This window comes from Pseudomonas sp. RT4P38 (assembly GCF_054897765.1).
Genome location: NZ_CM142703.1, coordinates 4,716,055 through 4,739,505, shown reverse-complemented (window position 1 = coordinate 4,739,505; position 23,451 = coordinate 4,716,055). Strand labels below are relative to the sequence as shown.

Sequence of the window (23,451 nt, the reverse complement as noted above, 5' to 3'; positions counted from 1 at the left end):
TGGCGGACACGACGCTGCAAGCGTGACGCGACGGCTTTACTCGTCGCGACCTTCCATCATGGTCCGTTTGAGCATCACATAAACCGCTCCGGCGCCGCCGTGTCTGGCCTGGCACGAGGTGAAGCCGAGTACCTGTGAATGCTGGCGCAGCCAGGTGTTGACGTGGCTTTTGATCATCGGCCGCTTGCCGTCCAGACGCACGGCCTTGCCGTGGGTGACGCGCACGCAACGGATTTCGAATTTGGTCGCTTCGGCCAGAAACGCCCAGAGGGTTTCCCGGGCCTTTTCCACGCTCATGCCATGGAGGTCGAGGCTGCCTTCGAACGGAATCTGTCCGATCTTGAGCTTGCGCATCTGGCTTTCCTGAACACCGTCACGCGCCCACATCAGCTCGTCTTCGGGGCCAACATCGATGACGAACTGATCAGACAGCCCGTCAACGGTGGTGGCATCGGTGCGCACGGTGGCGGCCTGACGCAGTTTGGCGATGTGTGCGCGGTCAGCTTTGGGTTTGCCGGTTTCGGCGCGATCGTGTTTGATCGGCTTGACGCCTTGGATCGCGCTTTTGAACAGGGAAAAATCGTCGTCTTGCATGTCAGCCTCCGCGAAGGGCGGCCAGTTTACCCAACTCGAGACAAATCGGGGCGCGAGAAAACGCGAAGCGCACGGCTCAGTCGTGTTTTTTCATCAGGTGCGGGGAGATGTTCAGCTCACGCGACTGACGCGAGCGACGACGGCAGCGACGCCATAGCCACACGCCGATGTACAGCACGAACAGGCCAATCGCCAGAATCACTGCCGACCCGGCCGGGCTGGCATTCAGCTCGCCCAAGGCGGGCGCGTGGCCGAGCAGGCTGGCTATGCCTGCCATCGCCAGCAACACGCCGCACATCGCCAGCAAGGCAGCAAATGCCGCGCCGATTCGAAAACGCCAGTTGCGTTGGCCTTTAGGCCGCAGGCGGCGTGCGTCAAAACCATCGGATAACTTCATTCCGACCTTCCTCAATGGGTATCGGCCCTTCGACCGGGAGTTGACCGGGATGTTCCTGAGGCTAAGACAATTACAGCAAATGATAGGCTTTTGCGGATGAGCGGTGGCATGGACCGCTCATCGTAGGTCGATCAGATCAACTCTTGAGTCAGGGCAACGACCGCGAAATTGTCTGCCATGATCGCCATTTCGGTCTGATGAACATGCTCGGCACTGAGGACTCCGCCCTTATAGGGCAAATCGCGAGTGGCGCAGGCGTCTTCTACAAGCGTGCAGCGAAAGCCCAGGTTTTTTGCCGCACGCACGGTGGTGCTGACGCTGGAGTGGCTCATGAAGCCGCAAACGACCAGATCCACCGAGCCAAGTTCTTCCAAACGTTTTTTCAAATCCGTGCCATGGAACGCACTCGGCAGTATTTTTTCAATTTTGATTTCGCCGGGCAGCGGCTCCAACCCAGGAATGAACTGCCCGCGCTCGCCACGCGGGTCGAACAGTCCACCGACGGTGCCGAGATGGCTGACATGCACAATCGGCCGACCGGCTGCACGGGCAGCGGTCACCAGTTGCTTGATGTTCGCGACGGCAGCATCCATGCCGCTCAAGGCCAATGGGCCGCTGAGGTATTCTTTCTGGGCATCGATGATGACAAGGGTCGCATGGCTCAGTTTGGCTGCTGCGTAACCGCGGCCGCTGAGTTGAAACATCGTTTGTGTAACGGACATTCTGGGGCTCCTTCGGATGGGGCTTTTGCGACATTGTCCTCTGGCTGAGCGCTTCTGTGAATCGCTACCATCGCAGGCGCCGTCTTTGCTGGCTCGCAGCCTTGTCAATATGCGCGTTTTGTTCAATCACCAGCCGAAAAAATAGAATAGTCCTACATTTGCCCCGGTAGTTTTCCCGCGTCGTCGTGACGCGTTTTGGCTGTTAGAATCGCCAGTCGTTTTTCTTGGAGTTTGCCCCCCGTGATCACTTCCCGACTTCGTACCCTGCGTGACCATATTCGTTGGGCCGTCAGCCGCTTCCATGGGGAGGATCTGTTTTTCGGCCATGGGACCGACAACGCCTGGGACGAAGCTCGTCAGCTGGTGTTGGGTGCCGTGCACTTGCCGTGGGAAATCGCCGACAGCTACCTCGACTGCAATCTGGAAGAAGACGAGCTGGTCAACCTGCAACGCCTGCTCAAACGCCGTATCGAAGAACGCATTCCTACCGCGTACCTGTTGGGGGAAGCGTGGTTCTGCGGCATGTCGTTCATCGTCGATGAGCGCGTCTTGATCCCGCGTTCGCCGATTGGCGAACTGATCGAAAAGCGTTTCGAACCGTGGCTGGGCGCCGAACCTGCGCGAATTCTCGACCTGTGCACCGGTTCCGGCTGCATCGGTATCGCTTGTGCCTACGAGTTCCAGAACGCCGAAGTGGTGCTGGCCGACCTGTCGTTCGAAGCACTGGAAGTGGCCAACCAGAACATCGAGCGCCATGGCGTCGATGAGCGGGTGTACACGGTGCAGGGCGATGGTTTCGATGGTTTGCCGGGTCAGCGTTTCGACCTGATCGTGTCGAACCCGCCTTACGTCGATGCGGAAGATTTCGCCGACATGCCGGACGAATACCAGCATGAGCCGGAGCTGGGCCTGGCCTGCGGTGATGATGGCTTGAACCTGGTGCGTCGCATGCTCGCCGAAGCGGCGGATCACCTGACCGAGAAGGGCTTGCTGATTGTCGAAGTAGGCAACAGCCAGGTTCACGTTGAGGCACTGTACCCGGAAGTCGACTTCGCCTGGCTCGATTTCGAGCGCGGTGGGCATGGCGTGTTCATGCTGACCGCAGAGCAGTGCCGCGATCATCAGGCACTGTTCGCTTCCCGCGTCTGACTGAACTGGCTTCTGTGGCGAGGGGATAAATCCTCTCGCCACAAAAAGCCGTTAACGTTGTGTCGCAATCCAGATCAGCAACCCGGCCTGAAACACCGCAAACGCCACCAGACACGTAATGGTAAAGCGCAGCCCGGCGTCTTCGCGCTTGTACTTACTGACCTTTTCTTCGTGCTTCTTGAGTTTGACTTCCTGCTCGGCGAGATTTTGCTCGGCTTGCTGGAGCATCTGCGCCGCCTCAAGAATTTCCACGACCTGCAATTTTTCCGTGTTCCAGTCAGCCAGCAGGTCACCGACCTGTACCTCTTTGACGCTGCCCTTCAAATGCTGGGCATCGGCGTAGATCACATCGAAACCGTGCATGCGCAAAAAGTGATCGCGGCGCAGGCGAGTGTCTTCGTTCAGCGCATCCTTATTGTTCAGGTCGGTGCCGTCGACGGTGTAACCGGGCCAGCGCTTTTTCGCCCAGGTAATGCCCTGGGCCGCCATATAACGCCCGATGCCACGGTTCATCGGTTCGATCTGCAAACCGCTGTCAGGCCCGAAATGCACGCGCTTGGTGGCGTGATCGACCCACACGTCCAGATGATTCTGTTCCTTGCGCACGCGCTGGCCGGGCAGCGAAATGCTCATGCGCATCAGGCTGCGTTCCTTGTTATTGCGTTCGGCGTAACCGAACTCAACAAAGCGCAGCGGCCGTCCACCGGTGTTGCGGTCGGTCTGCAACGGCGCCAGACGGAGCATCTTGTGGTGCTCGACGTGGACGTCCGCCCATGGCAGCTCGACCGCTGGCGGTGCGTCTTTTTCAGCGGTGGTGTCGGGTGAAGTCTGGGTATCAGTCATAACGGCGAGATCCTGTCCAAGCTCTGCTTGCCGCCAGTCATAGCGCTGGCGACAAAGGCTTATCGGCCGTTTTTTTCAGGACTGGAGGGCAAACAGCCCTTAACTGGTGCGAAGTCCGTCAATAAACCCGAGGATTCGCGTGCCGAGTTCGGCCGCCAGTGGCAATTGCGGATCTTTGTAAGAGGCCAATTGCCGTTTTACATCGTTGGGCACGATGCGCATCACGTGGTTCATGCCTTCGATCAGCGCCAGTTCGGCATCCGGTTTGGCGGCTTTCAGCATCTTGGCGTCACCGACGCCGACCTGAATGTCGTTGCTGCCCTGAATGATCAGCGCCGGCATCTTCAACTTGGCGAACGCCGCTGCCGGGTCCTGGCGGAACAGTGAAATCAGATACGGCTGCACGCTCGGGCGGAAAATCACCTGCAACTGCGGTGGCACGTTGTCGTCGGTGTGGCCGGCCTTGAGGCTGTCGAGCAATTCATTGCTGCGCAGCATCAGCGGTGGCGGCAGGCGATTGCTCAATTGTTGGCGCAGCACCTGATCGATCGGCCGGGCGCTGCCGGACATGGAGATGACCGCGGCGGCATCAAGGCTCGGCGCCGCCAGGCTGGCGATCAAGGCACCTTCGCTGTGGCCCAGCAGGATCAGCTGGCCAAAGCGCGGATCGGTTTTGAGCTTCCGGCCCCAGGCCTCAGCGTCGGCCGCATAGGCTTCAACCGACAGATTGCGTTCGTCCGGGGTCGCCGCAAGGCTCGCCGCCACGCCGCGTTTGTCATAACGCACGCTGGCGATGTTGTGTTTGGCCAGTACCCAAGCGAGACGCTTGAGACTGTCGTTGCGTCCGCCGTCGGGGTTGTTTCCGTCACGATCCGTAGGGCCGGAGCCAGAAATGATCAGGACAACCGGTACCGGCGTGTCGGACTTGGGCAGCAATAACGAGCCGAAAAGCTCGCCGCTGCCCGTGTCTAAAGTGATCGGGCGTTGCAGGACAGTGGCCTGGACAAAGCCGGTAAACAGGGTAAGGCTCAAGGCTATAACTCGCAGCATCATCACGCCATCATGAACAAGATGCCGGTTGGACTCGCAGGCACCCATAAGGTTCGAGGATGAACTAGTTGGGTAGCCTGCGTATACTGGCGCGCATTACGTATTTGGTTCGATTTCACGGAGCGTCCTGCATGTCCGGCAATACCTACGGCAAGCTGTTCACTGTCACCACCGCGGGCGAAAGCCATGGTCCGGCGTTGGTCGCCATTGTCGACGGCTGCCCGCCGGGCCTGGAGATCTCTCTGGAGGATCTGCAGCGTGACCTGGATCGCCGCAAACCCGGTACCAGCCGCCACACCACCCAGCGCCAGGAAGCCGACGAAGTCGAAATCCTCTCCGGCGTGTTCGAAGGGCGCACCACCGGTTGCTCCATCGGCCTGTTGATCCGCAACACCGACCAGAAGTCCAAGGATTACTCGGCGATCAAGGACCTGTTCCGCCCGGCCCACGCCGATTACACCTACCATCACAAATACGGCGAGCGCGATTACCGTGGCGGCGGTCGCAGTTCGGCGCGTGAAACGGCCATGCGCGTGGCCGCCGGTGCGATTGCGAAGAAATACCTGGCCACTCAGGGCATCGTCATTCGTGGCTACATGAGCCAACTCGGCCCGATCGAAATCCCGTTCAAGACCTGGGATTCGGTGGAAGAGAACGCCTTCTTCAGTCCTGATCCGGACAAGGTCCCGGAGCTGGAAGCCTATATGGACCAGTTGCGCCGCGACCAGGATTCGGTGGGCGCGAAGATCACCGTGGTCGCTGAAGGCGTGATGCCGGGCCTCGGCGAGCCGATCTTCGACCGCCTGGACGCCGAACTGGCCCATGCGCTGATGAGCATCAATGCGGTCAAAGGCGTGGAAATCGGCGCCGGTTTCGCCAGCGTTGCCCAGCGCGGCACCGAGCACCGCGATGAAATGACCCCGCAAGGGTTCCTCAGCAACAACGCCGGCGGGATTCTCGGCGGCATTTCGTCGGGTCAGCCGATCGTCGCGCACCTGGCACTCAAGCCAACCTCGAGCATCACTACGCCGGGTCGTTCCATCGACATCCATGGCAACCCGGTGGAAGTCGTCACCAAGGGTCGTCACGACCCGTGCGTCGGCATCCGTGCCACGCCGATTGCCGAAGCGATGATGGCCCTCGTGCTGATGGATCACCTGCTGCGTCACCGTGGGCAGAACCTGGACGTGCGCGTGAGTACGCCGGTGCTGGGTCAGCTTTAATGGCTGACCTCATAGCCGCTGCGGTCTGGTGACTGTGGCGGCGCTCCCGTACTGGCGGCTCTCCAGTTTCTATCTGTTCTATTTCGCCTTGCTGGGTTCGACTGCGCCGTTTCTGGCACTGTACTTCGATCATCTGGGCTTTTCCAGCGCACGCATCGGCGAGCTGGTGGCGATCCCGATGCTGATGCGCTGTGTGGCGCCGAACATCTGGGGCTGGCTCGGCGATTACACCGGCCAGCGCCTGGCGATCGTGCGTTTCGGTGCGGTCTGTACGCTGCTGACGTTCTCACTGATTTTCGTCAGCAAGACTTACGCCTGGCTGGCGATGGTCATGGCCTTGCACGCGTTCTTCTGGCACGCGGTGTTGCCGCAGTTCGAAGTCATCACGTTGGCGCACTTGCAGGGCCAGACTAATCGTTACAGCCAGATCCGCCTGTGGGGTTCCATCGGGTTCATCATCACCGTGGTCGCACTCGGCAGGCTGTTCGAATGGCTCAGCCTCGATATTTATCCTCTGGCGCTGGTGCTGATCATGGCCGGCATTGTCGTCAGCAGCCTGTGGGTGCCCAACGCTCAACCGGTTCAGGGTGAGCGACCGGCGGGGGACGGTTTCCTCAAACAGTTGCGCAGTCCCGGAGTGTTGGCGTTTTACGGTTGTGTGGCGCTGATGCAGGTGAGCCACGGTCCTTATTACACCTTTCTGACCTTGCACCTGGAGCGACTTGGTTACAGCCGTGGGCTGATCGGCATGCTCTGGGCGGTCGGCGTGGTCGCCGAAGTTTTGATGTTTCTGGCCATGAGCAAGATCCTTGCGCGTTTCTCCGTGCGACGGGTGTTGCTGGCGAGTTTTCTGCTGGCGGCGTTGCGTTGGTTGTTGCTCGGTTCGTTCGCTGAATTTCTTTGGGTGCTGTTGTTTGCCCAGGTGCTGCATGCGGCGACTTTTGGCAGCTTTCACGCGGCTGCCATCCAGTTCGTGCAACGTAGCTTCGGCGCGCGTCAGCAAGGTCAGGGCCAGGCGTTGTACGCCGCACTGGCCGGCGTCGGTGGCGCATTGGGCGCGTTGTATTCCGGCTATAGCTGGAATGCACTCGGCGCCACATTGACCTTTAGTATTGCCAGCCTCGCGGCCCTGGCCGCTGCCGTTATCATTGCCACATGTATGCAAGAGGACAGGCCATGAGCCTCACCCGTGAACACCTCGCGCGCATGAGCGATGCTCTGCGGCAGATTGAAGCCTTTGAATTTTTCGCGTGCGAGTTGAAGGCGCGCTCGGTTTTTAACCTTGAAGCATGAACCGTTAAGGAGTTGCCCTGATGAGCAGCCTGTCCGTTTACCACGTCTCAAGCCCTGACTTGCCAAACAAGGTGCTGACGCATTTCGAAGACATCGCCTCGACTCTGGCCGAACAGGGCGTGCGTTTCGACCGTTGGCAAGCCACGGCGAAGATCCAGCCCGGCGCCAGCCAGGAGGAAGTAATCGCCGCGTATCAGGAGCAAATCGACACGCTGATGACCGAACGCGGTTACATCACCGTCGATGTGATCAACCTGAACAGCGATCACCCGCAAAAAGCTGAGTTGCGCGCCAGGTTTCTCGACGAACATCGACATGGCGAAGACGAAGTACGGTTTTTCGTCGCCGGTCGTGGCTTGTTCACCCTGCACATCGACGATTACGTCTACGCGGTGCTTTGCGAGAAAAACGACCTGATCTCGGTCCCGGCCGGCACCCCGCACTGGTTTGACATGGGCGAGCATCCGCATTTCGTCGCGATCCGTCTGTTCAACAACGCCGAAGGCTGGGTGGCCAACTTCACCGGCGAAGACATCGCCAGCCGCTTCCCGCGTCTTGAGGACTGAGCCCATGCCGATCAAAGCGATTCTCACCGACATCGAAGGGCGTATTACCCAAGCGGTCATACTCTGTAGGAGCAGAGCTTGCTCGCGAAAGCGGTATATCAGGCAACAGCAATATGGAATGGCACACCGCTTTCGCGAGCAAGCTCTGCTCCTACAGGGATTGCGCAACTCCACAAATAATTCAGGCCGTGAAGCGAAAGCTTTCACGGCCTGATCGTTTACAGCGTCGATACGGTTTTATACCGAGTGATACGTCGGCAGGGCAAACCGCTGCTGGCTTTGCAGCATGGAAATTTGCGGCAGTTCGCTGGCCTGTTCAGCAATGTCACGGCGAATCGCGCTGATCACCCAAGACAACTGATCACCGGCATGCAATTGCTGGTAGGAAATCGAGCGTTTGAAGACTTTGCCGTCGGTGCTGCTCAAGGTCAGCAGAATGCCGCCGTCCGGACGTGGCTGGGTGGTCACGTCGAAGTTGGAGAACAGGGACGAAAATTTTTCTTGGATCAGGTTCATGTCTATCAGCTCCGTTAGCTCTTGAATGGCAAGCATGCAGAGGTAGTTGCAGTGATTGTGCCAGCACCTGATTTTTTAAAAATCTTTACATATCAATTAGTTAGTTTTTCAGTATTTTTACACTTTCGTGCAATCTGCATGAAGGGCCATCGTGCATCCTGCATTTTGCGTGGTCGACATCGATTCGATGGAACCAATTGCCCGGCGCAAGCTCTCGATTTCGAATGCCGCAGACGTGGATACAAATCATTTCAAAAACCGCGTGTACAGCTCAGGAACCGCTGACGTATTTTCGGCCTCAATCAACGCCGCCCGAACAATAAAAAGATCGACCGGGAGCAACCATGAGCCGCACGCCGAACGACACAATTACCTGGGGCATGATGCTCCGCAAGCTGCCTTCCATTGCCAAAGCCATTCCTCGCGTGGTGAAGGGCATGAAAGTTGCCAACGTCAAGGACCCGACCCAACCGTGTGGCCTGGGCTGGTGCTTCGAGCAAGCGACATTGCGCAATCCCGATGGCCCGGCATTGCTGCAGGGCGAGAGGGCGCTGACGTATGCTCAGGTCAACCAGTGGGCGAACCGCATCGCCCATCATCTGATTGCCCAAGGCATCCGCAAGGGCGATGGGGTGGCGATCTTTATCGAAAATCGCCCGGAACTGTTGGTGACGATTCTGGCGGTGGCCAAGGTCGGCGCGATCAGCGCCTTGCTCAATACCTCGCAAACCCGCGATACCCTGGCTCACAGCCTCAACCTGGTGGCACCCGCGGCGATCATTGTCGGAGAAGAGCTGGTCCCGGCGTTTTCGGCGGTGCGCGAACGGGTGTCGATCGAGGCGGCGCTCACCTGGTTCGTCGCCGATCAAGACACCTTCACTCAACCGGGCATTGCGCCCGACGGGTTCGTTAACCTGATGACGGCCAGTGCCGACGCTGCCAGCGACAATCCTGACAGCAGCCAACAGATTTTCTTCGACGACCCTTGTTTCTATATCTACACCTCGGGCACCACCGGCTTGCCCAAGGCCGGGGTGTTCAAGCACGGTCGCTGGATGCGCAGCTGCGCAAGCTTCGGGCTGATCGCCTTGGATATGCGCCCGGAGGATGTCGTCTATTGCACCTTGCCGCTCTATCACGCCACCGGGCTGTGCGTGTGCTGGGGCTCGGCGATCAGTGGCGCCTCGGGCTTTGCCATTCGCCGCAAGTTCAGCGCCAGTCAATTCTGGAACGATGTGCGCCAGTACCGCGCGACCACCCTCGGTTACGTCGGCGAGTTGTGCCGCTACCTCGTGGATCAACCGCCCAGTGCCGACGACAGCAAGCACGGCGTGACCAAGATGATTGGCAATGGCCTGCGCCCCGGCGCATGGGGCGAGTTCAAGACGCGATTCGGGGTAAATCATATCTGTGAGCTGTACGCCGCCAGCGACGGCAATATCGGTTTCACCAACATCCTGAACTTTGATAACACCGTCGGTTTTTCCCTGATGTCATGGGAGTTGGCGGCCTACGACCACGACAGCGGCGCACCGATTCGGGATGCCAAGGGCTTCATGCGCAAAGTCGCCAAAGGCGAGAAAGGGCTGTTGCTGGCGAAGATTGACGACAAGGCACCGCTCGACGGTTACACCGATCCGCAGAAGACCGAAAAAGTTGTGCTCCATGACGTGTTCGAGAAGGGCGATCGCTATTTCAATACCGGTGACCTGCTGCGCAACATCGGTTTTGGCCATGCTCAGTTTGTTGACCGTTTGGGTGACACCTACCGCTGGAAGGGCGAAAACGTCTCGACCACCGAAGTCGAAAACATCCTTCTGCAACACCCGAATATTTCCGAGGCCGTGGCCTACGGTGTGGAGATCCAGAACACCAACGGGCGTGCCGGGATGGCGGCGATTACGCCGGCCGAGTCCCTGGCGACCCTGGATTTCAGTGAGTTGCTGGCTTTCGCCCGCGAGCAATTGCCCGCTTATGCAGTGCCTTTGTTTCTGCGAGTGAAAGTGAAAATGGAGACCACCGGGACCTTCAAATACCAGAAGACTCGCCTCAAGGATGAAGCCTTCGACCCCGGAAAAACCGGCGACGATCCAATCTATGCCTGGCTGCCGGGGACCCTGACTTATGTGCAGGTCACTCCGCAGTTGCTGGCGGATATTCACGGCGGTGCTTTTCGTTATTGAATGCAGCGCTATTGAATGTGGCTATGGCCGGCCATGAGAAAAAAGAAGTGACAGCCTCGGGGCGGCTCGGGAAACTGTCGGCTTTGCGATTAACAGAAAGTGGAGTCCCCAATGTCAGACCAAAGCCGCCAGATGACCCCCGAAGAAGCCGCTGAATTTGCCGAACAGGTATTCAACAAAGCGCGCGAGGGCGATGCGGCCATGATGGCTGCGCTATTGACCAAGGGCCTGCCGCCGAACCTGCGCAACCACAAGGGCGATACCTTGCTGATGCTGGCGGCGTACCACGGCCATGTGGAGACGGTAAAAGTCCTGCTCGAACACAAGGCCGACCCGGAAATCCGCAACGACAACGGCCAGAGCCCGATTGCCGGCGCGGCGTTCAAGGGTGATCTGGCGGTGGTCAAGGCGCTGGTCGAAGGCGGCGCGCAAGTGGAAGGCTCGTCCTTCGATGGCCGTACCGCGCTGATGATGGCGGCGATGTTCAATCGCGTCGAAATCGTCGATTACCTGATCAGCAAAGGCGCCGACCCGAAAGCCAAGGACGCCAATGGCGTATCGGCGCTGGATGCCGCCAAGACGATGGGCGCGGTGGACACCACGGCGCAGCTTGAGAAATTGCTTGGCTGATTGGGCGGATGGTCCCGGAACCCTTGTGGGAGCGAGCTTGCTCGCGATGGCGGCCTGATAGTCGACCGGTGTTTTGTGTACATATCCATTCCTGCGGTTACGGCAGAAACGGATATGTACAACAAACTCCGCCACTCAATACACCCAAACCTCAACCCGCCGATTCTTGATTCGCCCCTCATCCGCGCTATTGGCCGCCACTGGCATTTCGGCGCCAAAACCACGAATCTCGCGAAACACCACGCCGCTTTTCACCAGTTCCCGCCGCACCGCCATGGCTCGCAGTTTCGACAGCAGATCGGCCCGGGCCGGATCACTCTTGGCGTCGCCAAACCCCACCAGCGTCACCTGCCGATTGGTTTTGTCACGCTGCTTTATATAGTCGAGCACCCGCGACAGGTCCTGCCGGGCCTTGTTGTCCAGCGTCGCACTGCCTTCTTCGAAACGGAAATTCACGGTCAGTCGCTGGGCGTGTCGGCTGAGCGCCTGATAACCCTCCGGCATCAACGCATTCGGCGTGACAGTCATGGCTTGGACGGTCTGGGCGATAAAACCATTGGCCGCGACAATCGCCTGACCCTTGCTGCTTTGGGCGAACACCACCAATGCATCGGCCCAGGGATTCTTCCCATTGGGCGGCAGGTAAAAGAACAGCCGACGCGACAACGGATAGTCTTCCGTAGCAATAAGGCTATTGAGCGGCAACATGGCTTGGGATTGGCCATCGGCAATCGCCACGGCTTTGGCCTGACGCACATAAGGCAGGCCGATGAAGCCGATGCCTTGCGGGTCGAGGCTGACCGCGTCGGACAATTGCTCGCTGGATTCGAAACGTTTTGCAGCGCTACTCAGCGTTTTCCCACGACGGCTGAGGACCAATTCCTTGAACGTGTCGTAGGTGCCCGATTGGTCATCCCGCGCATAGAGATGAATTGTCCCACCGCTGCCGCCGAGTTCTTCCCAGGTTTTTGCCTCGCCGCTGAAGATTCGCGCCAGTTGTTCGGTGTTCAGTTCACTCAACGGATTTTGCGGATGAAGGATGATCGCCAGGCCATCGATGGCGATGACCTGCTCGGCGCCGGGGCTTTTAAAGTCGCCCAAGGGTTTGAGGTCCACGCGTTCGCTGTCCTTGATCGGGCGCGAGGAGGCGGCAAGATCGGCAGTGGCGGTTTTCAGGGCGGTGAAACCAGTACTGGAGCCGTGGGCCGCGACGTCCACCACGACCCGGCGGCCCTGAACGGTTTCGCCGACGACGCGCAATTCGTTGGCTTTGTCCGGAGCCTCGCTGTGAACCTTGAGTAGACCTTGTTCGCGCATCAACCCCTCAACCAGCGCCGGGCCCAATGCCGCGCCGATGGTATTGGAGCCCTGGATGCGCAGCAGCTGGCCAGATTCGGGCGTCGGCAAAGCGCCAGCCGACGCCGTCAGCGGCAGCCAGGCGCACAGCATCAACAGGAACAACACGCGCAGCGTCATGCCGGCACCTTACAAAGCCAAAGGGAGTGCCGGGAGAATAAGTCAGTAAGATTTCTGAAAGATGACAGTTACCAACAATGTGGGAGCGAGCTTGCTCGCGATGACGGCTTAACATTCAACTTGGATGTTGAATGTGAATCCGCTATCGCGAGCAAGCTCGCTCCCACAATAGATGGGCGCAAACCTTAGGGATCAACTCAACTCAAGCCAGATCGGCGCGTGATCCGACGGTTTTTCCATCCCGCGCAGTTCGTAATCCACACCCGCATCCTTCACGCGTGGCAACAACCCGTGGGACGCCATGATCAAGTCAATCCGCAGCCCACGCTTGGGCTCATCCTCAAAACCGCGGCTACGGTAGTCGAACCAGCTGAAACGGTCGGTCACCTGCGGGTTCAGGTGACGGAAGCTGTCCACCAGGCCCCAGTTCTTCAAGCGGGCCATCCACTCGCGTTCTTCTGGCAGGAAGCTGCATTTGCCGGTTTTCAGCCAGCGCTTCATGTTGTCCGGGCCGATACCGATGTCGCAGTCTTGCGGGGAAATGTTCACGTCACCCATCACCACCACCGGCTGATCGTTGCTGAACTGGCTTTCCAGCAGTTGCTGCAGATCGCTGTAAAAGCGCTCCTTGGCCGGGAACTTGGTCGGGTGATCGCGGCTTTCGCCCTGTGGGAAATAGCCGTTCATGATGGTCACCGGTACGCCATTGGCGTCGGCGAAAGTGCCCCAGATGAAGCGGCGCTGTGCATCTTCTTCATCGGTGGCGAAACCTTTGTGCAGCGCGATAGGTTCCTGACGCGAGAGCAGGGCGACGCCGTAGTGACCCTTTTGCCCGTGGAAATACACGTGATAACCCAGCGCCTGAACCTCGGCCAGCGGGAATTGGTCGTCGTGGACCTTGGTTTCCTGCAGTCCGATCACATCTGGCTGATGCTTTTCGATCAGCGCCGCCAGCTGATGGGGGCGAGCGCGCAGCCCGTTGATGTTGAAGGAGACGATCTTCATGGTCGGCAGTCCTGGCAAAAGGGCGATGCTAGCTGACATGTAGGAATGGGGCCAGCGTGGCAGTAGTCCGAATGCGCTGCTAATGTCTGGGGGCGTGGGAACGATCGCGACTGCGCAAGGCTCGTACCAATGAGAGCGCCGTCATTTGAACAGCGCCCCGGGGAGAACTACCGTTATGCCCGAAACCTCGACCGTCATCGCCGATATTCACATGCTCGACGGCGGCTATTCCCGCGAAGCACGTTCGCTGTTGTACCAGGCTTACCGGCATGAGCCGACGTTCGGCTACCTGTTCGAAGCGGAGCGTCCCGGTTATGAACAGCGGGTCCGCGCCACCGTGCGCGAACTGGTCAAACAACACTTTCTTCAGGACTTGCCGGCCATCGGCCTGCTGGTCAACGACCGGTTGATCGGCATCGCGCTGATTGCGCCGCCGCAACGTCGCCTGGGCATCACCGAAAGTTGGGCCTGGCGTCTGCGCATGGTGCTCAGCACCGGGTTTCGCTGCACCCGTCGCTATCTCGAGTATCACGATGCCGTAATGGCTTGCGTGCCGTCCGACTCGGTGCACGTGCTGCCGTTGCTGGGGGTTCATCCGCAATTCCAGGGCAAACACTTCGGCGAACAATTGCTGCAAGCGGTGCACAACTGGTGCGCGGTGGATGAGCACTCCGAGGGCGTGATTCTCGATACCGGGAATCCTCGTTATCTGGACTTCTATAAGCGTCAGGGTTATGAGGAAATCGGTGAGGTCGCCGTAGGACCGATTCGCGAACACGTGTTTTTCCACGCCAACCCGCAGGTGTTACAAACAGCAACGGCATAAAGGTAGAACTTTCACGGCACACCAGGCTCTATCACGCTCCCAAGCTCGTGATAGCATCCGCGCCTATGAAGTTTCCAGGAAGAATTACCAGTGGCGTGCTGATGCTGATTACCAGCTGCGCGGCGCTGGCGCAAAGTGAATTGGATGTTCGGATCAAACCGTCCAACGATGAACTGAAAGCCAATATAGAGGGCTATATCGGCAGCCTCGGCGATCGTGACGAGGAAGCCTTGCTGCGCTTCAGTCGTGGCGCCGAAGAACAGGCGCGCAAGGCCGCCCAGGCCTTGGGTTACTACCAGCCGCAGATCGACACGGAAGTGAAGGGCGGCAAGACACCTCGCCTGGTGCTGAACGTCGAGCCCGGCGAGCCGGTGCATTTGCGCAACGTCATTGTTCGCATCGACGGCCCGGCAGCCTCCTTCAAATCCTTTCGTGTACCCAAAAGCAATGCGCTGAAAACCGGCGCAGTGCTCAACCATGGCCATTACGAAGACGCCAAGCGCCTGATTCAGAATCAGGCCTCGCGCTATGGCTTTTTCAGCGGGCACTTCAGTAGCCAGAAATTGTCGGTCGACCCGCGAGCCGGCGTTGCCGACATTGAACTGATCTATAACAGCGGCCCGCGCTATTCACTGGGTAAGGTCAGTTTCGAAGGTGACACGCCGTTCGACGAAGACCTGCTGCGGCGCATGGTGCCGTTCAAGGCCGGCGCGCCTTATGACTCCGAACTGATCGCCGAACTCAGTCAGGCCATGCAATCGAGCGGCTATTTCGAAAGCGTGCGGGTGGATGCGGCGCCGACGGCGTCCAAGAACGACGTGATCCCGGTGGACGTCAAACTCGAAACGCGCAAACCACGGACCATGGGTCTGGGGCTGGGTTATTCCACCGACGTCGGCCCACGGGTCAAGGCCAACTGGACCCGGCACTGGGTCAACCCTCAGGGGCACAGCTATGGCTGGGAAACCGAAGTCTCGGCACCACGACAGAACGTCGGTGTGTTCTACGACATTCCCCTGGACCCGCCACTGACTGACAAGCTGCGGTTTGCCGGTGGCTATCAGAATGAAGAAATCGCCGACAAGGACTCCCTCAGCAAACTGCTGACCGTCGGTCCCGAGTGGCATAGCAAGCTGCCCAGCGGTTGGCAGAGGGTGGTGTCGCTCAAATGGCAGCGCGAGGAATACAGGCTCGGCGACGACTCGGGGCTCAGCACGTTGCTGATGCCTGGCGTCAGCTATTCCTACCTGAAAAGCGACAACCGCATCGACCCGCACAATGGTTATCGCCTGGAATTCGAGACCAAAGTGGCCAAGGAAGGCTTGGGTTCCGACACCAACCTGCTTTACGGCACCGCGCTGGTGAAAGGCTTGACCACGGTCTTTGACAAACACCGCTTCCTCGGGCGGGTGCAGGTCGGCGGCAGCGCCACCAACGGCTACAAATCGGTGCCGCCGTCGTTGCGCTTCTTCGCCGGTGGCGATCAGAGCGTGCGCGGCTACGACTACCAGAGCCTGTCCCCGGAAAACTCCGAGGGCGACCGCATCGGTGGCCGCTACATGATCGCCGGCAGCGTCGAGTATCAGTACTCCGTCGCCGAAAAATGGCGGGTGGCGACTTTCATCGACCAAGGCAACGCCTTCAACACCCTCGAACTGCCGAACCTCAAGACCGGTGTCGGTATCGGCGTGCGCTGGGTCTCGCCGGTGGGGCCGATACGCCTCGACCTGGCCCATGCGATGGACGACAACGGCGGCATTCGACTGCACTTTTCCATGGGGCCTGAGCTGTGAATCGTGGTTTGAAAATAACGCTGTCGGCGATTCTGGCGCTGTTGATGCTGGTCATCCTGGCGCTGGCCACGGTGCTGGGAACTGCAGCGGGCAGCCGCTGGGCGCTGGGGTTTGTGCCGGGGTTGACCGTGGACAATTTCCAGGGCCGTCTGGGCGGACAGTGGAGTGCCGACCATTTGGTGTGGCAGCAGGACAGCAGCCGGGTTGAGCTGAACAAGGCGATTTTCGCCTGGTCGCCGTTGTGCCTGACGCGTATGACCCTGTGTATCTCGCAATTGAAAGCCGATCAGGTCAGCCTGCAATTCCCGCCCGGTACGGAAGAAGAAAGCAGCGGGCCGATCAGTCTCCCGGATCTGAAATTGCCCTTGGCCATCGAGCTGGGCGATGTCCAGGTCGGCAGCCTGCTGTTCAACGGCAGCGAAGAGCTCAAGGGTTTGCAACTGGCGGCGCACTGGACGGCCAAAGGCTTGCAGATCGACTCTGTTCATTTGCAAAGGGATGATCTGAGCCTGAATCTTTCAGGCCTGCTGCAACCCAGCGGCAACTGGCCGCTGACCGCCGAAGGCAAACTGACCCTGCCGGCGCCTGGCACCGAGCCTTGGACGCTGACCCTGAAGGTCGACGGCGATCTGCTGAAAACCCTGAACCTGAAAGCCGACAGCAGCGGTTACCTGAACGGCCAACTGACCGGTGAACTGCAACCGCTGGTGGAAAACCTGCCGGCCAAGGTGCGGATCACCGCTGACGGCTTCAAGCCCAGCACCGATCTGCCGGACACCCTGCAGCTCAATCAACTGGAACTCACCGGCGAAGGCGACCTGAAAAACGGTTACCAGTTGCTCGGCAAAGCCACGTTGCCCGCAGAACTGGGCCCGGTTGCGCTGTTGTTGCAAGGCAAGGTCGACGCCAATGGCGCTCAGATCGCCGGGTTGGACCTCACGGCCAACGACAAGCAAAGCCTCAAACTCACAGGGCTTTTGGACTGGAGCAAAGGCCTGAGCGCTGATGCAAAAATCGACTGGCTGGATTTTCCGTGGCATCGCCTCTATCCGCTGATCGACGAGCCAGAAGTGGCGTTGCGCAGCTTCAACGGTGAAGTTTCCTACACCGACGGTAAATACCTCGGCAACTTCAAAGCCGCACTCGACGGCCCGGCCGGAGCGTTCAGCCTGACCAGCCCGTTCAGCGGTGACCTGACGAAAATCTACCTGCAACACATTCAACTCGAAGCCGGGCAGGGCAAGGCCGAAGGGCACCTGAACCTGCAATTCGCCGAGGGCATTGCCTGGGACACCGCGCTGGACCTGTCGGCAATCAACCCGGCGTACTGGGTCGCGGAGTTGCCGGGCACGCTGGCCGGACCGTTGCGCAGCAAGGGCGAGATGAAGAGTGAAAAACTCAGCCTGACCGCCGACCTCGATCTCAAAGGCAAACTGCGCGGTCAACCGGCTGTTCTGCAAGCAAAAGCCGGTGGCGGCGGCGAGCAATGGAACCTCAACGCGCTGCAAATTCGCCTCGGCGATAACAGCATCAATGGCAAAGGCAGCCTGCAACAGAAACTCGCCGGCCAGATCGATATCAAGCTGTCGCGCCTGGCCCAGCTTTGGCCGCAACTGCGCGGTCAGCTCAATGGTCGCATCGATGTCGCCGGGACGCTCAAGGCGCCCCAAGGTAAGCTCGGGCTGCAAGGCACGCAACTGGCGTTCGAAGACAATCGCCTGCAAAGCCTGAAACTGGAGGCAACCCTCGACAGTGCACAGCGCGCGAAAATCGATCTCAAGGGCAGTGGCATTCAGGCCGGTGAGACGTCACTGGGGACGCTGACTGCCAGCGGCCAGGGCGATATCAAAAACCAGAAACTCGCCCTTGATCTGCAAGGACCGAAGCTGAAACTTGCGCTCGGCTTCGATGGCAATCTGGACAAAGGCAATTGGCGTGGGCGGCTGGCCAGCGGCGATATCCAGGCCGGCGGTCAAGACTGGAAGTTGCAAGGTCCGGCAAAGCTTGAACGGCTGGCGGACGGCAAGGTTAATTTCGGCGCCCATTGCTGGACGTCCGGCCCGGCCAGCCTGTGCGGCGAGGATCAGCGCCTGATGCCTGAGCCGAAGCTGCGTTATCACCTCAAACAGTTCCCGATCGACAGCCTCGCGCAATGGTTGCCGAAAGATTTCGCCTGGAAGGGCCGGCTCAACGCCGACCTGCAACTGGACCTGCCGGCCAGTGGCCCGAACGGCCAGATCAGCGTCGATGCCAGCGGCGGCACGTTGCGTATAAAGGAAAAGGACCAGTGGCTGGACTTCCCGTACCAGACGCTGACACTCACCAGCAAACTTACGCCCAAACGCATCGACACTGACCTCAACTTCGTTGGCGGCAAGCTCGGTGAGCTCATGGTCCAGGCGCAGATCAATCCGCTGCCGAACAACAAACCACTGACCGGCTCGTTCCGCTTGAGTGGTCTGGACCTGTCCGTGGCGAGGCCGTTCGTGCCGATGGTCGAGAAATTGACCGGTCGTTTGAATGGCAGCGGCACGCTTGCAGGCACGCTGCTGGCGCCGCAGGTCAACGGCAATCTGCTGCTCAGCGACGGCGAGATTTCCGGGGCTGAACTGCCGATGGATCTCGAAGCGCTGCAACTTCAAGCCGTGATTGCTGGTGAAACCGTGCAGTTGAACGGCGGTTGGAAAAGCGGCAAGAGCGGGCAGGGCACCTTGAGCGGCAACATCGCCTGGGGTCAGGCGCTGGTGGTGGATCTGGCGCTCAAAGGCACGCAATTGCCCGTCACCGTCGAGCCGTATGCCAAGTTGGAAATGGCGCCAGACCTGAAGATCTCGATGAAGGACGATAAACTGGCGATCGCCGGCAAGGTGCTGGTGCCAAAAGGCGAGATCACCGTGCGCGAGTTGCCGCCGTCGACGGTCAAGGTGTCCGATGACACGGTGATCGTCGGCCAGCAGACCGAAGAGGGCAAGCCGCCGATGGCCATGGCAATGGACATCGATGTGGTGGTCGGGCAGGACAAGCTCAGCTTTGCCGGTTTTGGCCTGACCGCCAATCTGCAAGGTCATGTGCACATCGGCGACAACATGGACACCCGTGGCGAGCTCTGGCTCAACGATGGGCGTTATCGCGCCTACGGTCAGCGATTGACCGTGCGCCGTGCGCGTTTGCTGTTTGCCGGCCCGATAGACCAGCCGTATCTGGACATCGAGGCGATTCGCCAGACCGACGACGTGATCGCCGGCATTCGCCTGAGCGGCAGCGCCGAGCAGCCGACAACACAGATCTTCTCGGAACCGGCCATGAGCCAGGAGCAGGCGTTGTCCTATCTGGTGTTGGGGCGTCCGTTGAGCACCAGCGGTGAGGACAACAATATGCTCGCTCAAGCCGCGCTGGGGTTGGGGTTGATGGGCAGCTCGGGGGTGACCAGCGGGTTGGCCAAGGACCTGGGCATTCAGGACTTCCAACTCGACACCCAGGGCAGCGGCAACGCAACCAGCGTGGTGGCCAGCGGCAATATCTCCGAGAAGCTCAGCTTGCGTTATGGCGTTGGCGTATTCGAACCGGCCAACACCATTGCCTTGCGTTACAAGCTGAGCAAGAAGGTTTACCTCGAAGCCGCCGGCGGGGTGGCCAGTTCGCTGGACATCTTCTACAAGCGGGATTTCTAACCCCGTTCCTTCAGAAAAACCGAGTCGCTCCAATCGCGAGCAAGCTCGCTCCCACAGGAATTACACCGATCCTGTGGGAGCGAGCCTGCTCGCGAAGACGGCGGAGTGGTCGCTGCAAAATCCGACGCCATTGATCAACTAAATAGCAAGCAACCTAACTATTACGTTGACATTCGCTGCCTAGGCAGTAACATCTCGACATACATTCTCTGCCTAGGCAGCTAATCGGTGGTCAGATGAAACATTTCACCTCATACGATTTCCATAATTGCCATCTCGGCCTCCTGCTCGGGCGCGCTGCGCTGCTCAAGGACCGGATCATCGACACGCACATGGAACCCCACGGCATCACCGCCGCGCAGTTCAAAGTGCTGATCATCATGGCCCAGTTCGGCGTCGATACCCCGGCCGAGCTGTGCCGTCACCTGTCGCTGGACAGCGGTTCGATGACCCGCATGCTCGATCGTCTGGAACAGAAAGGTTTCCTTGCCCGCCAACGCTCCGAGGCGGACCGCCGTCAGGTTCAGCTGGTACTGACCAAGCAAGGCCAGCAGTTGACTGACCGCCTGCCGGAGATCGGCGCCGACGCCATGAATGAGCTGGCAGGCGCGATCACCCCGGAAGAATTGAAAACCCTGGAACAGATCCTCAAGAAGATTTTGGTGGCAGCCGGTGACTCGATCACCCTGCTGCGGGTAGGTGGCAAATGAGCAGTAAAACCCTGCGTACCGGCCTGAGCCTGGTGCTGGCGGCCATGACCCTCGCCGGCTGCGCCAGCTACAGCGGCCTGACCACCGAAGGCGTCAGCCTCGATGCGAAAAACCTCAAGGCCGGGCAATCGCTCAACGGCGTGACCCTCTCGCCCGCGGCCTGGCCGAAAAGTGACTGGTGGAAAAGCCTCGGCGACCCACAGCTCGACGGCTTGATCCGCGAAGCCTTGCACGACAGCCCCGACATGCAAATCGCCGATGCTCGCGCCCACCAAGCGAGTGCCGCCGCCTATGCAGCGGATGCCGCGCGGATGCCGACCCTCGATGCCAGCGCTGGCGTCAGCCGTTCGCGTCTGGCCCGGGATCAGGACCCGAGCGGGCAGGGTGGGACTTATTCCACCGTGCGCAACATCAGCGCCAGTTTCAATTACAACTTCGACCTCTGGGGCGGTCAGCGTGATGCCTGGGAAGCCGCACTGGGCCAGGTCCGTGCTGCCGAAGTCGATCAACAAGCCGCTCAGCTGACCTTGTCCGCCGACGTGGCTCGCGCCTACAGCGACCTGGGTCAGGCGCACATCGTCTATGACCTGGCCAGTGAAGACCTCAAGCGCACCCGGCAAATGCTCGATCTGAGCCAGCGTCGTCTGAGTTCCGGAATCGACAGTCAATACCAGTTCCAGCAGACCGAAAGCCTTGAAGCCACGTCCGAAGCCAGCCTGATTGACGCCGAAAAACGCCTGCAAAGCGCGAAAATCGCTTTGGCCGTATTGCTCGGCAAAGGCCCTGATCGCGGCAATGAAATCGCCCGGCCGAAAATCCTTCAGGCCAGCGCCGTCGCGTTGCCCTCGGTGCTGCCGGCCGAGTTACTGGGTCGTCGTCCCGATCTGGTGGCCGCCCGTTGGCGGGTTGAGGCGGCGAGCAAGAACATTGACGCCGGCAAAACCCAGTTCTACCCCAACCTCAACCTGAGCGCCGCGGCGGGTGCCGAGTCGTTGCTGGGCGATGCGATGTTCGGTTCGGCCAGTCGTTTCTTCAACATTGCACCAACGATCTCGGTGCCGATTTTCGACGGCGGCCGCCTGCGCGCCGACCTCGATTCCCGCGACGCCGATTACGACCTCGCCGTGGCGCAGTACAACAAAAGCCTGGTGAAAGCCCTGGGCGATGTCAGCGACACCATCAACCAGTTGCGCGATATCGGCCGGCAGCTCGGCGCCCAGCAGCGCGCCACCGACATTGCCCAGGATTCTTACAACACCGTGGTCCAGCGTTACGGTTCCGGCATCGGAAATTACCTGGACGTGCTCAGCATCGAGCAGCAATTGCTCCAGGCCCAGCGTCAGCTGGCCAACCTGAATGCCGAGCAGATCGACCTGTCGATCCAACTGATGCAGGCGCTGGGCGGTGGCTTCCAGGGCGAAACCCTGACCGCAGCCAACGCAACCCCAGCCACGCAGCACAACTAATTCAAGGTACTTGTCATGGCCACTGCCGAAACGACAACACAAACCCCTGACAACGCTCAAGACACGAGCAACCCGCGCAAACGCAAAGTCATGCTGGTGGTGTTGGCGATCGTGGTGATCCTCGCCGGTGTCGGCGTCTGGGGTTATCACGAATTCTACGGGCGCTGGAACGAAAGCACCGACGACGCCTACGTGAACGGCAACGTGGTGGAAATCACTCCGTTGGTCACCGGCACCGTGGTCAGCATCGGTGCCGACGATGGCGACCTGGTCCATGAAGGTCAGGTGCTGATCAACTTCGACCCGAACGACGCCGAAGTCGGTCTGCAAAGTGCTCAGGCCAATCTGGCCCGCACCGTGCGTCAGGTTCGCGGCTTGTACAGCAACGTCGACGGCATGAAAGCCCAGGTCAACGCCCAGCAGGCCGAAGTGCAAAAAGCTCAGGACAACTTCAATCGCCGGAAAAACCTCGCCGCTGGCGGGGCGATTTCCCAGGAAGAACTGTCCCACGCTCGCGATGACCTGACCTCGGCGCAAAATGCCCTGGCCAACGCCAAACAGCAACTCAAGACCACCAGTGCGCTGGTCGATGAAACCGTGGTGTCGTCCCATCCGGACGTGATGTCTGCCGCCGCGCAATTGCGTCAGGCGTACTTGAACAACTCTCGCAGCACCTTGATTGCGCCGGTCACCGGTTACGTGGCCAAACGCTCGGTGCAGCTGGGCCAACGGGTCCAGCCGGGTACTGCATTGATGGCCGTCATTCCGCTGGATCAGCTGTGGATCGACGCCAACTTCAAGGAAACCCAGCTGCGTGACATGCGCATCGGTCAGCCAGTGGACATCGAAGCCGACCTCTACGGCAGCGATGTGAAATACAGCGGCACCATCGACAGCCTCGGCGCCGGTACCGGCAGCGCGTTTGCCTTGCTGCCAGCGCAGAACGCCACCGGTAACTGGATCAAGATCGTCCAGCGTGTGCCGGTGCGGATTCACATCAACGCCGAAGAGCTGGCCAAGCACCCGTTGCGGGTGGGCCTGTCGACTCAGGTTGATGTGAACCTGCGCGACCAGAGCGGTCCGGTGCTGGCGCAACAGCCGCCGCAAAAGGCCTCGTTCAGCACCAACGTTTACGAGCGCCAGTTGGCCGAGGCCGACGCGATGATCACCCAGTTGATCCACGACAACAGCGCAGCGGTCAGCAAAACCGTTCAACGCTGATTCGCCATCACACCGACCCTGTGGGAGCGAGCTTGCTCGCGATAGCGGTGGATCAATCAACAAAGATGTTGAATGTTAATCCGCCATCGCGAGCAAGCTCGCTCCCACAGGGTCAGC

20 protein-coding genes and 1 pseudogene are annotated in these 23,451 nt (G+C 59.7%); 13 read left to right on the top strand and 8 right to left on the bottom strand.

The window, feature by feature from the left end; translation table 11 throughout:
* Positions 1 to 36: 36 nt before the first annotated feature.
* From ACYZT7_RS21930 to ACYZT7_RS21920, 3 genes are all read right to left on the bottom strand, one after another.
* The gene (locus ACYZT7_RS21930; RefSeq protein WP_462038202.1) at positions 37 to 594 is read right to left on the bottom strand and encodes a Smr/MutS family protein; all 558 of its coding nucleotides are present in this window, start codon (positions 592 to 594) and stop codon (positions 37 to 39) included.
* 76 nt (positions 595 to 670) lie between these two features.
* The gene (locus ACYZT7_RS21925; RefSeq protein WP_461970075.1) at positions 671 to 991 is read right to left on the bottom strand and encodes a hypothetical protein; all 321 of its coding nucleotides are present in this window, start codon (positions 989 to 991) and stop codon (positions 671 to 673) included.
* A 131-nt stretch (positions 992 to 1,122) separates the two neighbouring features.
* Positions 1,123 to 1,713, bottom strand: a complete 591-nt coding sequence (locus tag ACYZT7_RS21920) for a cysteine hydrolase family protein (RefSeq protein ID WP_449645455.1) — start codon at positions 1,711 to 1,713, stop codon at positions 1,123 to 1,125.
* Positions 1,714 to 1,953: 240 nt separating this feature from the next.
* Between ACYZT7_RS21920 and prmB the strand changes: the two genes are divergently transcribed.
* On the top strand, positions 1,954 to 2,862 hold the full coding sequence (gene prmB, locus ACYZT7_RS21915; protein ID WP_462038201.1) for a 50S ribosomal protein L3 N(5)-glutamine methyltransferase: 909 nt from the start codon (positions 1,954 to 1,956) through the stop codon (positions 2,860 to 2,862).
* Between the two features lie 51 nt (positions 2,863 to 2,913).
* Here the strand turns inward: prmB and ACYZT7_RS21910 are convergent, their stop codons facing one another.
* Both ACYZT7_RS21910 and ACYZT7_RS21905 read right to left on the bottom strand, forming a co-directional pair.
* Complete coding sequence (locus ACYZT7_RS21910; RefSeq protein ID WP_462038200.1) at positions 2,914 to 3,705, bottom strand: hypothetical protein; 792 nt, start codon at positions 3,703 to 3,705, stop codon at positions 2,914 to 2,916.
* Between the two features lie 99 nt (positions 3,706 to 3,804).
* Positions 3,805 to 4,803 carry an alpha/beta hydrolase gene (locus ACYZT7_RS21905; protein ID WP_462038199.1) on the bottom strand — a complete coding sequence of 333 codons (999 nt, stop codon included), beginning with the start codon at positions 4,801 to 4,803 and terminating at the stop codon, positions 3,805 to 3,807.
* Between the two features lie 83 nt (positions 4,804 to 4,886).
* Here ACYZT7_RS21905 and aroC point away from each other — a divergent pair, with 83 nt between their 5' ends.
* The 4 genes and pseudogenes from aroC (at position 4,887) to ACYZT7_RS21885 (ending at position 7,837) form a co-directional block, all read left to right on the top strand.
* Positions 4,887 to 5,978, top strand: a complete 1,092-nt coding sequence (gene aroC / locus ACYZT7_RS21900) for a chorismate synthase (protein WP_462038198.1) — start codon at positions 4,887 to 4,889, stop codon at positions 5,976 to 5,978.
* 34 nt (positions 5,979 to 6,012) lie between these two features.
* Positions 6,013 to 7,158, top strand: coding sequence for an MFS transporter (locus ACYZT7_RS21895; RefSeq protein ID WP_462038197.1), 1,146 nt, complete (start codon positions 6,013 to 6,015; stop codon positions 7,156 to 7,158).
* Between the two features lie 20 nt (positions 7,159 to 7,178).
* Positions 7,179 to 7,271 (top strand): annotated as a pseudogene (locus ACYZT7_RS21890) (methylthioribulose 1-phosphate dehydratase); the annotation flags it as partial.
* A 20-nt stretch (positions 7,272 to 7,291) separates the two neighbouring features.
* Positions 7,292 to 7,837 (top strand): 1,2-dihydroxy-3-keto-5-methylthiopentene dioxygenase, encoded by a 546-nt coding sequence (locus tag ACYZT7_RS21885; protein WP_462038196.1) that lies wholly within the window; start codon positions 7,292 to 7,294, stop codon positions 7,835 to 7,837.
* A 237-nt stretch (positions 7,838 to 8,074) separates the two neighbouring features.
* On the opposite strand, the gene ACYZT7_RS21880 is transcribed toward ACYZT7_RS21885, so the two are convergent.
* The gene (locus ACYZT7_RS21880) at positions 8,075 to 8,353 is read right to left on the bottom strand and encodes a DUF3509 domain-containing protein (RefSeq protein ID WP_462038195.1); all 279 of its coding nucleotides are present in this window, start codon (positions 8,351 to 8,353) and stop codon (positions 8,075 to 8,077) included.
* Positions 8,354 to 8,697: 344 nt separating this feature from the next.
* On the opposite strand from ACYZT7_RS21880, the gene ACYZT7_RS21875 reads away from it, so the two are divergent.
* Together ACYZT7_RS21875 and ACYZT7_RS21870 are read left to right on the top strand one after the other, a co-directional pair.
* Positions 8,698 to 10,536, top strand: a complete 1,839-nt coding sequence (locus ACYZT7_RS21875; protein WP_462038194.1) for a long-chain-acyl-CoA synthetase — start codon at positions 8,698 to 8,700, stop codon at positions 10,534 to 10,536.
* Between the two features lie 111 nt (positions 10,537 to 10,647).
* Entirely contained in the window at positions 10,648 to 11,166 is a 519-nt protein-coding gene (locus ACYZT7_RS21870) for an ankyrin repeat domain-containing protein (protein ID WP_201112685.1), read from the top strand.
* 135 nt (positions 11,167 to 11,301) lie between these two features.
* On the opposite strand, the gene ACYZT7_RS21865 is transcribed toward ACYZT7_RS21870, so the two are convergent.
* Both ACYZT7_RS21865 and xthA read right to left on the bottom strand, forming a co-directional pair.
* The gene (locus ACYZT7_RS21865; RefSeq protein ID WP_462038193.1) at positions 11,302 to 12,642 is read right to left on the bottom strand and encodes a substrate-binding domain-containing protein; all 1,341 of its coding nucleotides are present in this window, start codon (positions 12,640 to 12,642) and stop codon (positions 11,302 to 11,304) included.
* Between the two features lie 192 nt (positions 12,643 to 12,834).
* Positions 12,835 to 13,647, bottom strand: a complete 813-nt coding sequence (xthA, locus tag ACYZT7_RS21860) for an exodeoxyribonuclease III (RefSeq protein WP_462038192.1) — start codon at positions 13,645 to 13,647, stop codon at positions 12,835 to 12,837.
* Between the two features lie 175 nt (positions 13,648 to 13,822).
* On the opposite strand from xthA, the gene ACYZT7_RS21855 reads away from it, so the two are divergent.
* From ACYZT7_RS21855 to ACYZT7_RS21830, 6 genes are all read left to right on the top strand, one after another.
* Positions 13,823 to 14,473, top strand: coding sequence for a GNAT family N-acetyltransferase (locus ACYZT7_RS21855; RefSeq protein WP_462038191.1), 651 nt, complete (start codon positions 13,823 to 13,825; stop codon positions 14,471 to 14,473).
* Between the two features lie 65 nt (positions 14,474 to 14,538).
* A complete protein-coding gene (locus ACYZT7_RS21850; protein WP_462038190.1) occupies positions 14,539 to 16,266 on the top strand; it encodes an autotransporter assembly complex protein TamA in 1,728 nt (575 codons plus the stop codon).
* The gene (locus tag ACYZT7_RS21845) at positions 16,263 to 19,937 is read left to right on the top strand and encodes a translocation/assembly module TamB domain-containing protein (protein ID WP_462038189.1); all 3,675 of its coding nucleotides are present in this window, start codon (positions 16,263 to 16,265) and stop codon (positions 19,935 to 19,937) included. Before ACYZT7_RS21850 ends, ACYZT7_RS21845 begins: the two co-directional genes overlap by 4 nt.
* A gap of 236 nt (positions 19,938 to 20,173) precedes the next feature.
* Positions 20,174 to 20,647, top strand: a complete 474-nt coding sequence (locus ACYZT7_RS21840; protein ID WP_462038188.1) for a MarR family winged helix-turn-helix transcriptional regulator — start codon at positions 20,174 to 20,176, stop codon at positions 20,645 to 20,647.
* Positions 20,644 to 22,113, top strand: a complete 1,470-nt coding sequence (locus tag ACYZT7_RS21835) for an efflux transporter outer membrane subunit (protein ID WP_462038187.1) — start codon at positions 20,644 to 20,646, stop codon at positions 22,111 to 22,113. The genes ACYZT7_RS21840 and ACYZT7_RS21835 overlap by 4 nt, the downstream gene beginning before the upstream one ends.
* A gap of 15 nt (positions 22,114 to 22,128) precedes the next feature.
* On the top strand, positions 22,129 to 23,334 hold the full coding sequence (locus tag ACYZT7_RS21830; RefSeq protein ID WP_462038186.1) for an HlyD family secretion protein: 1,206 nt from the start codon (positions 22,129 to 22,131) through the stop codon (positions 23,332 to 23,334).
* Positions 23,335 to 23,451: the final 117 nt, after the last annotated feature.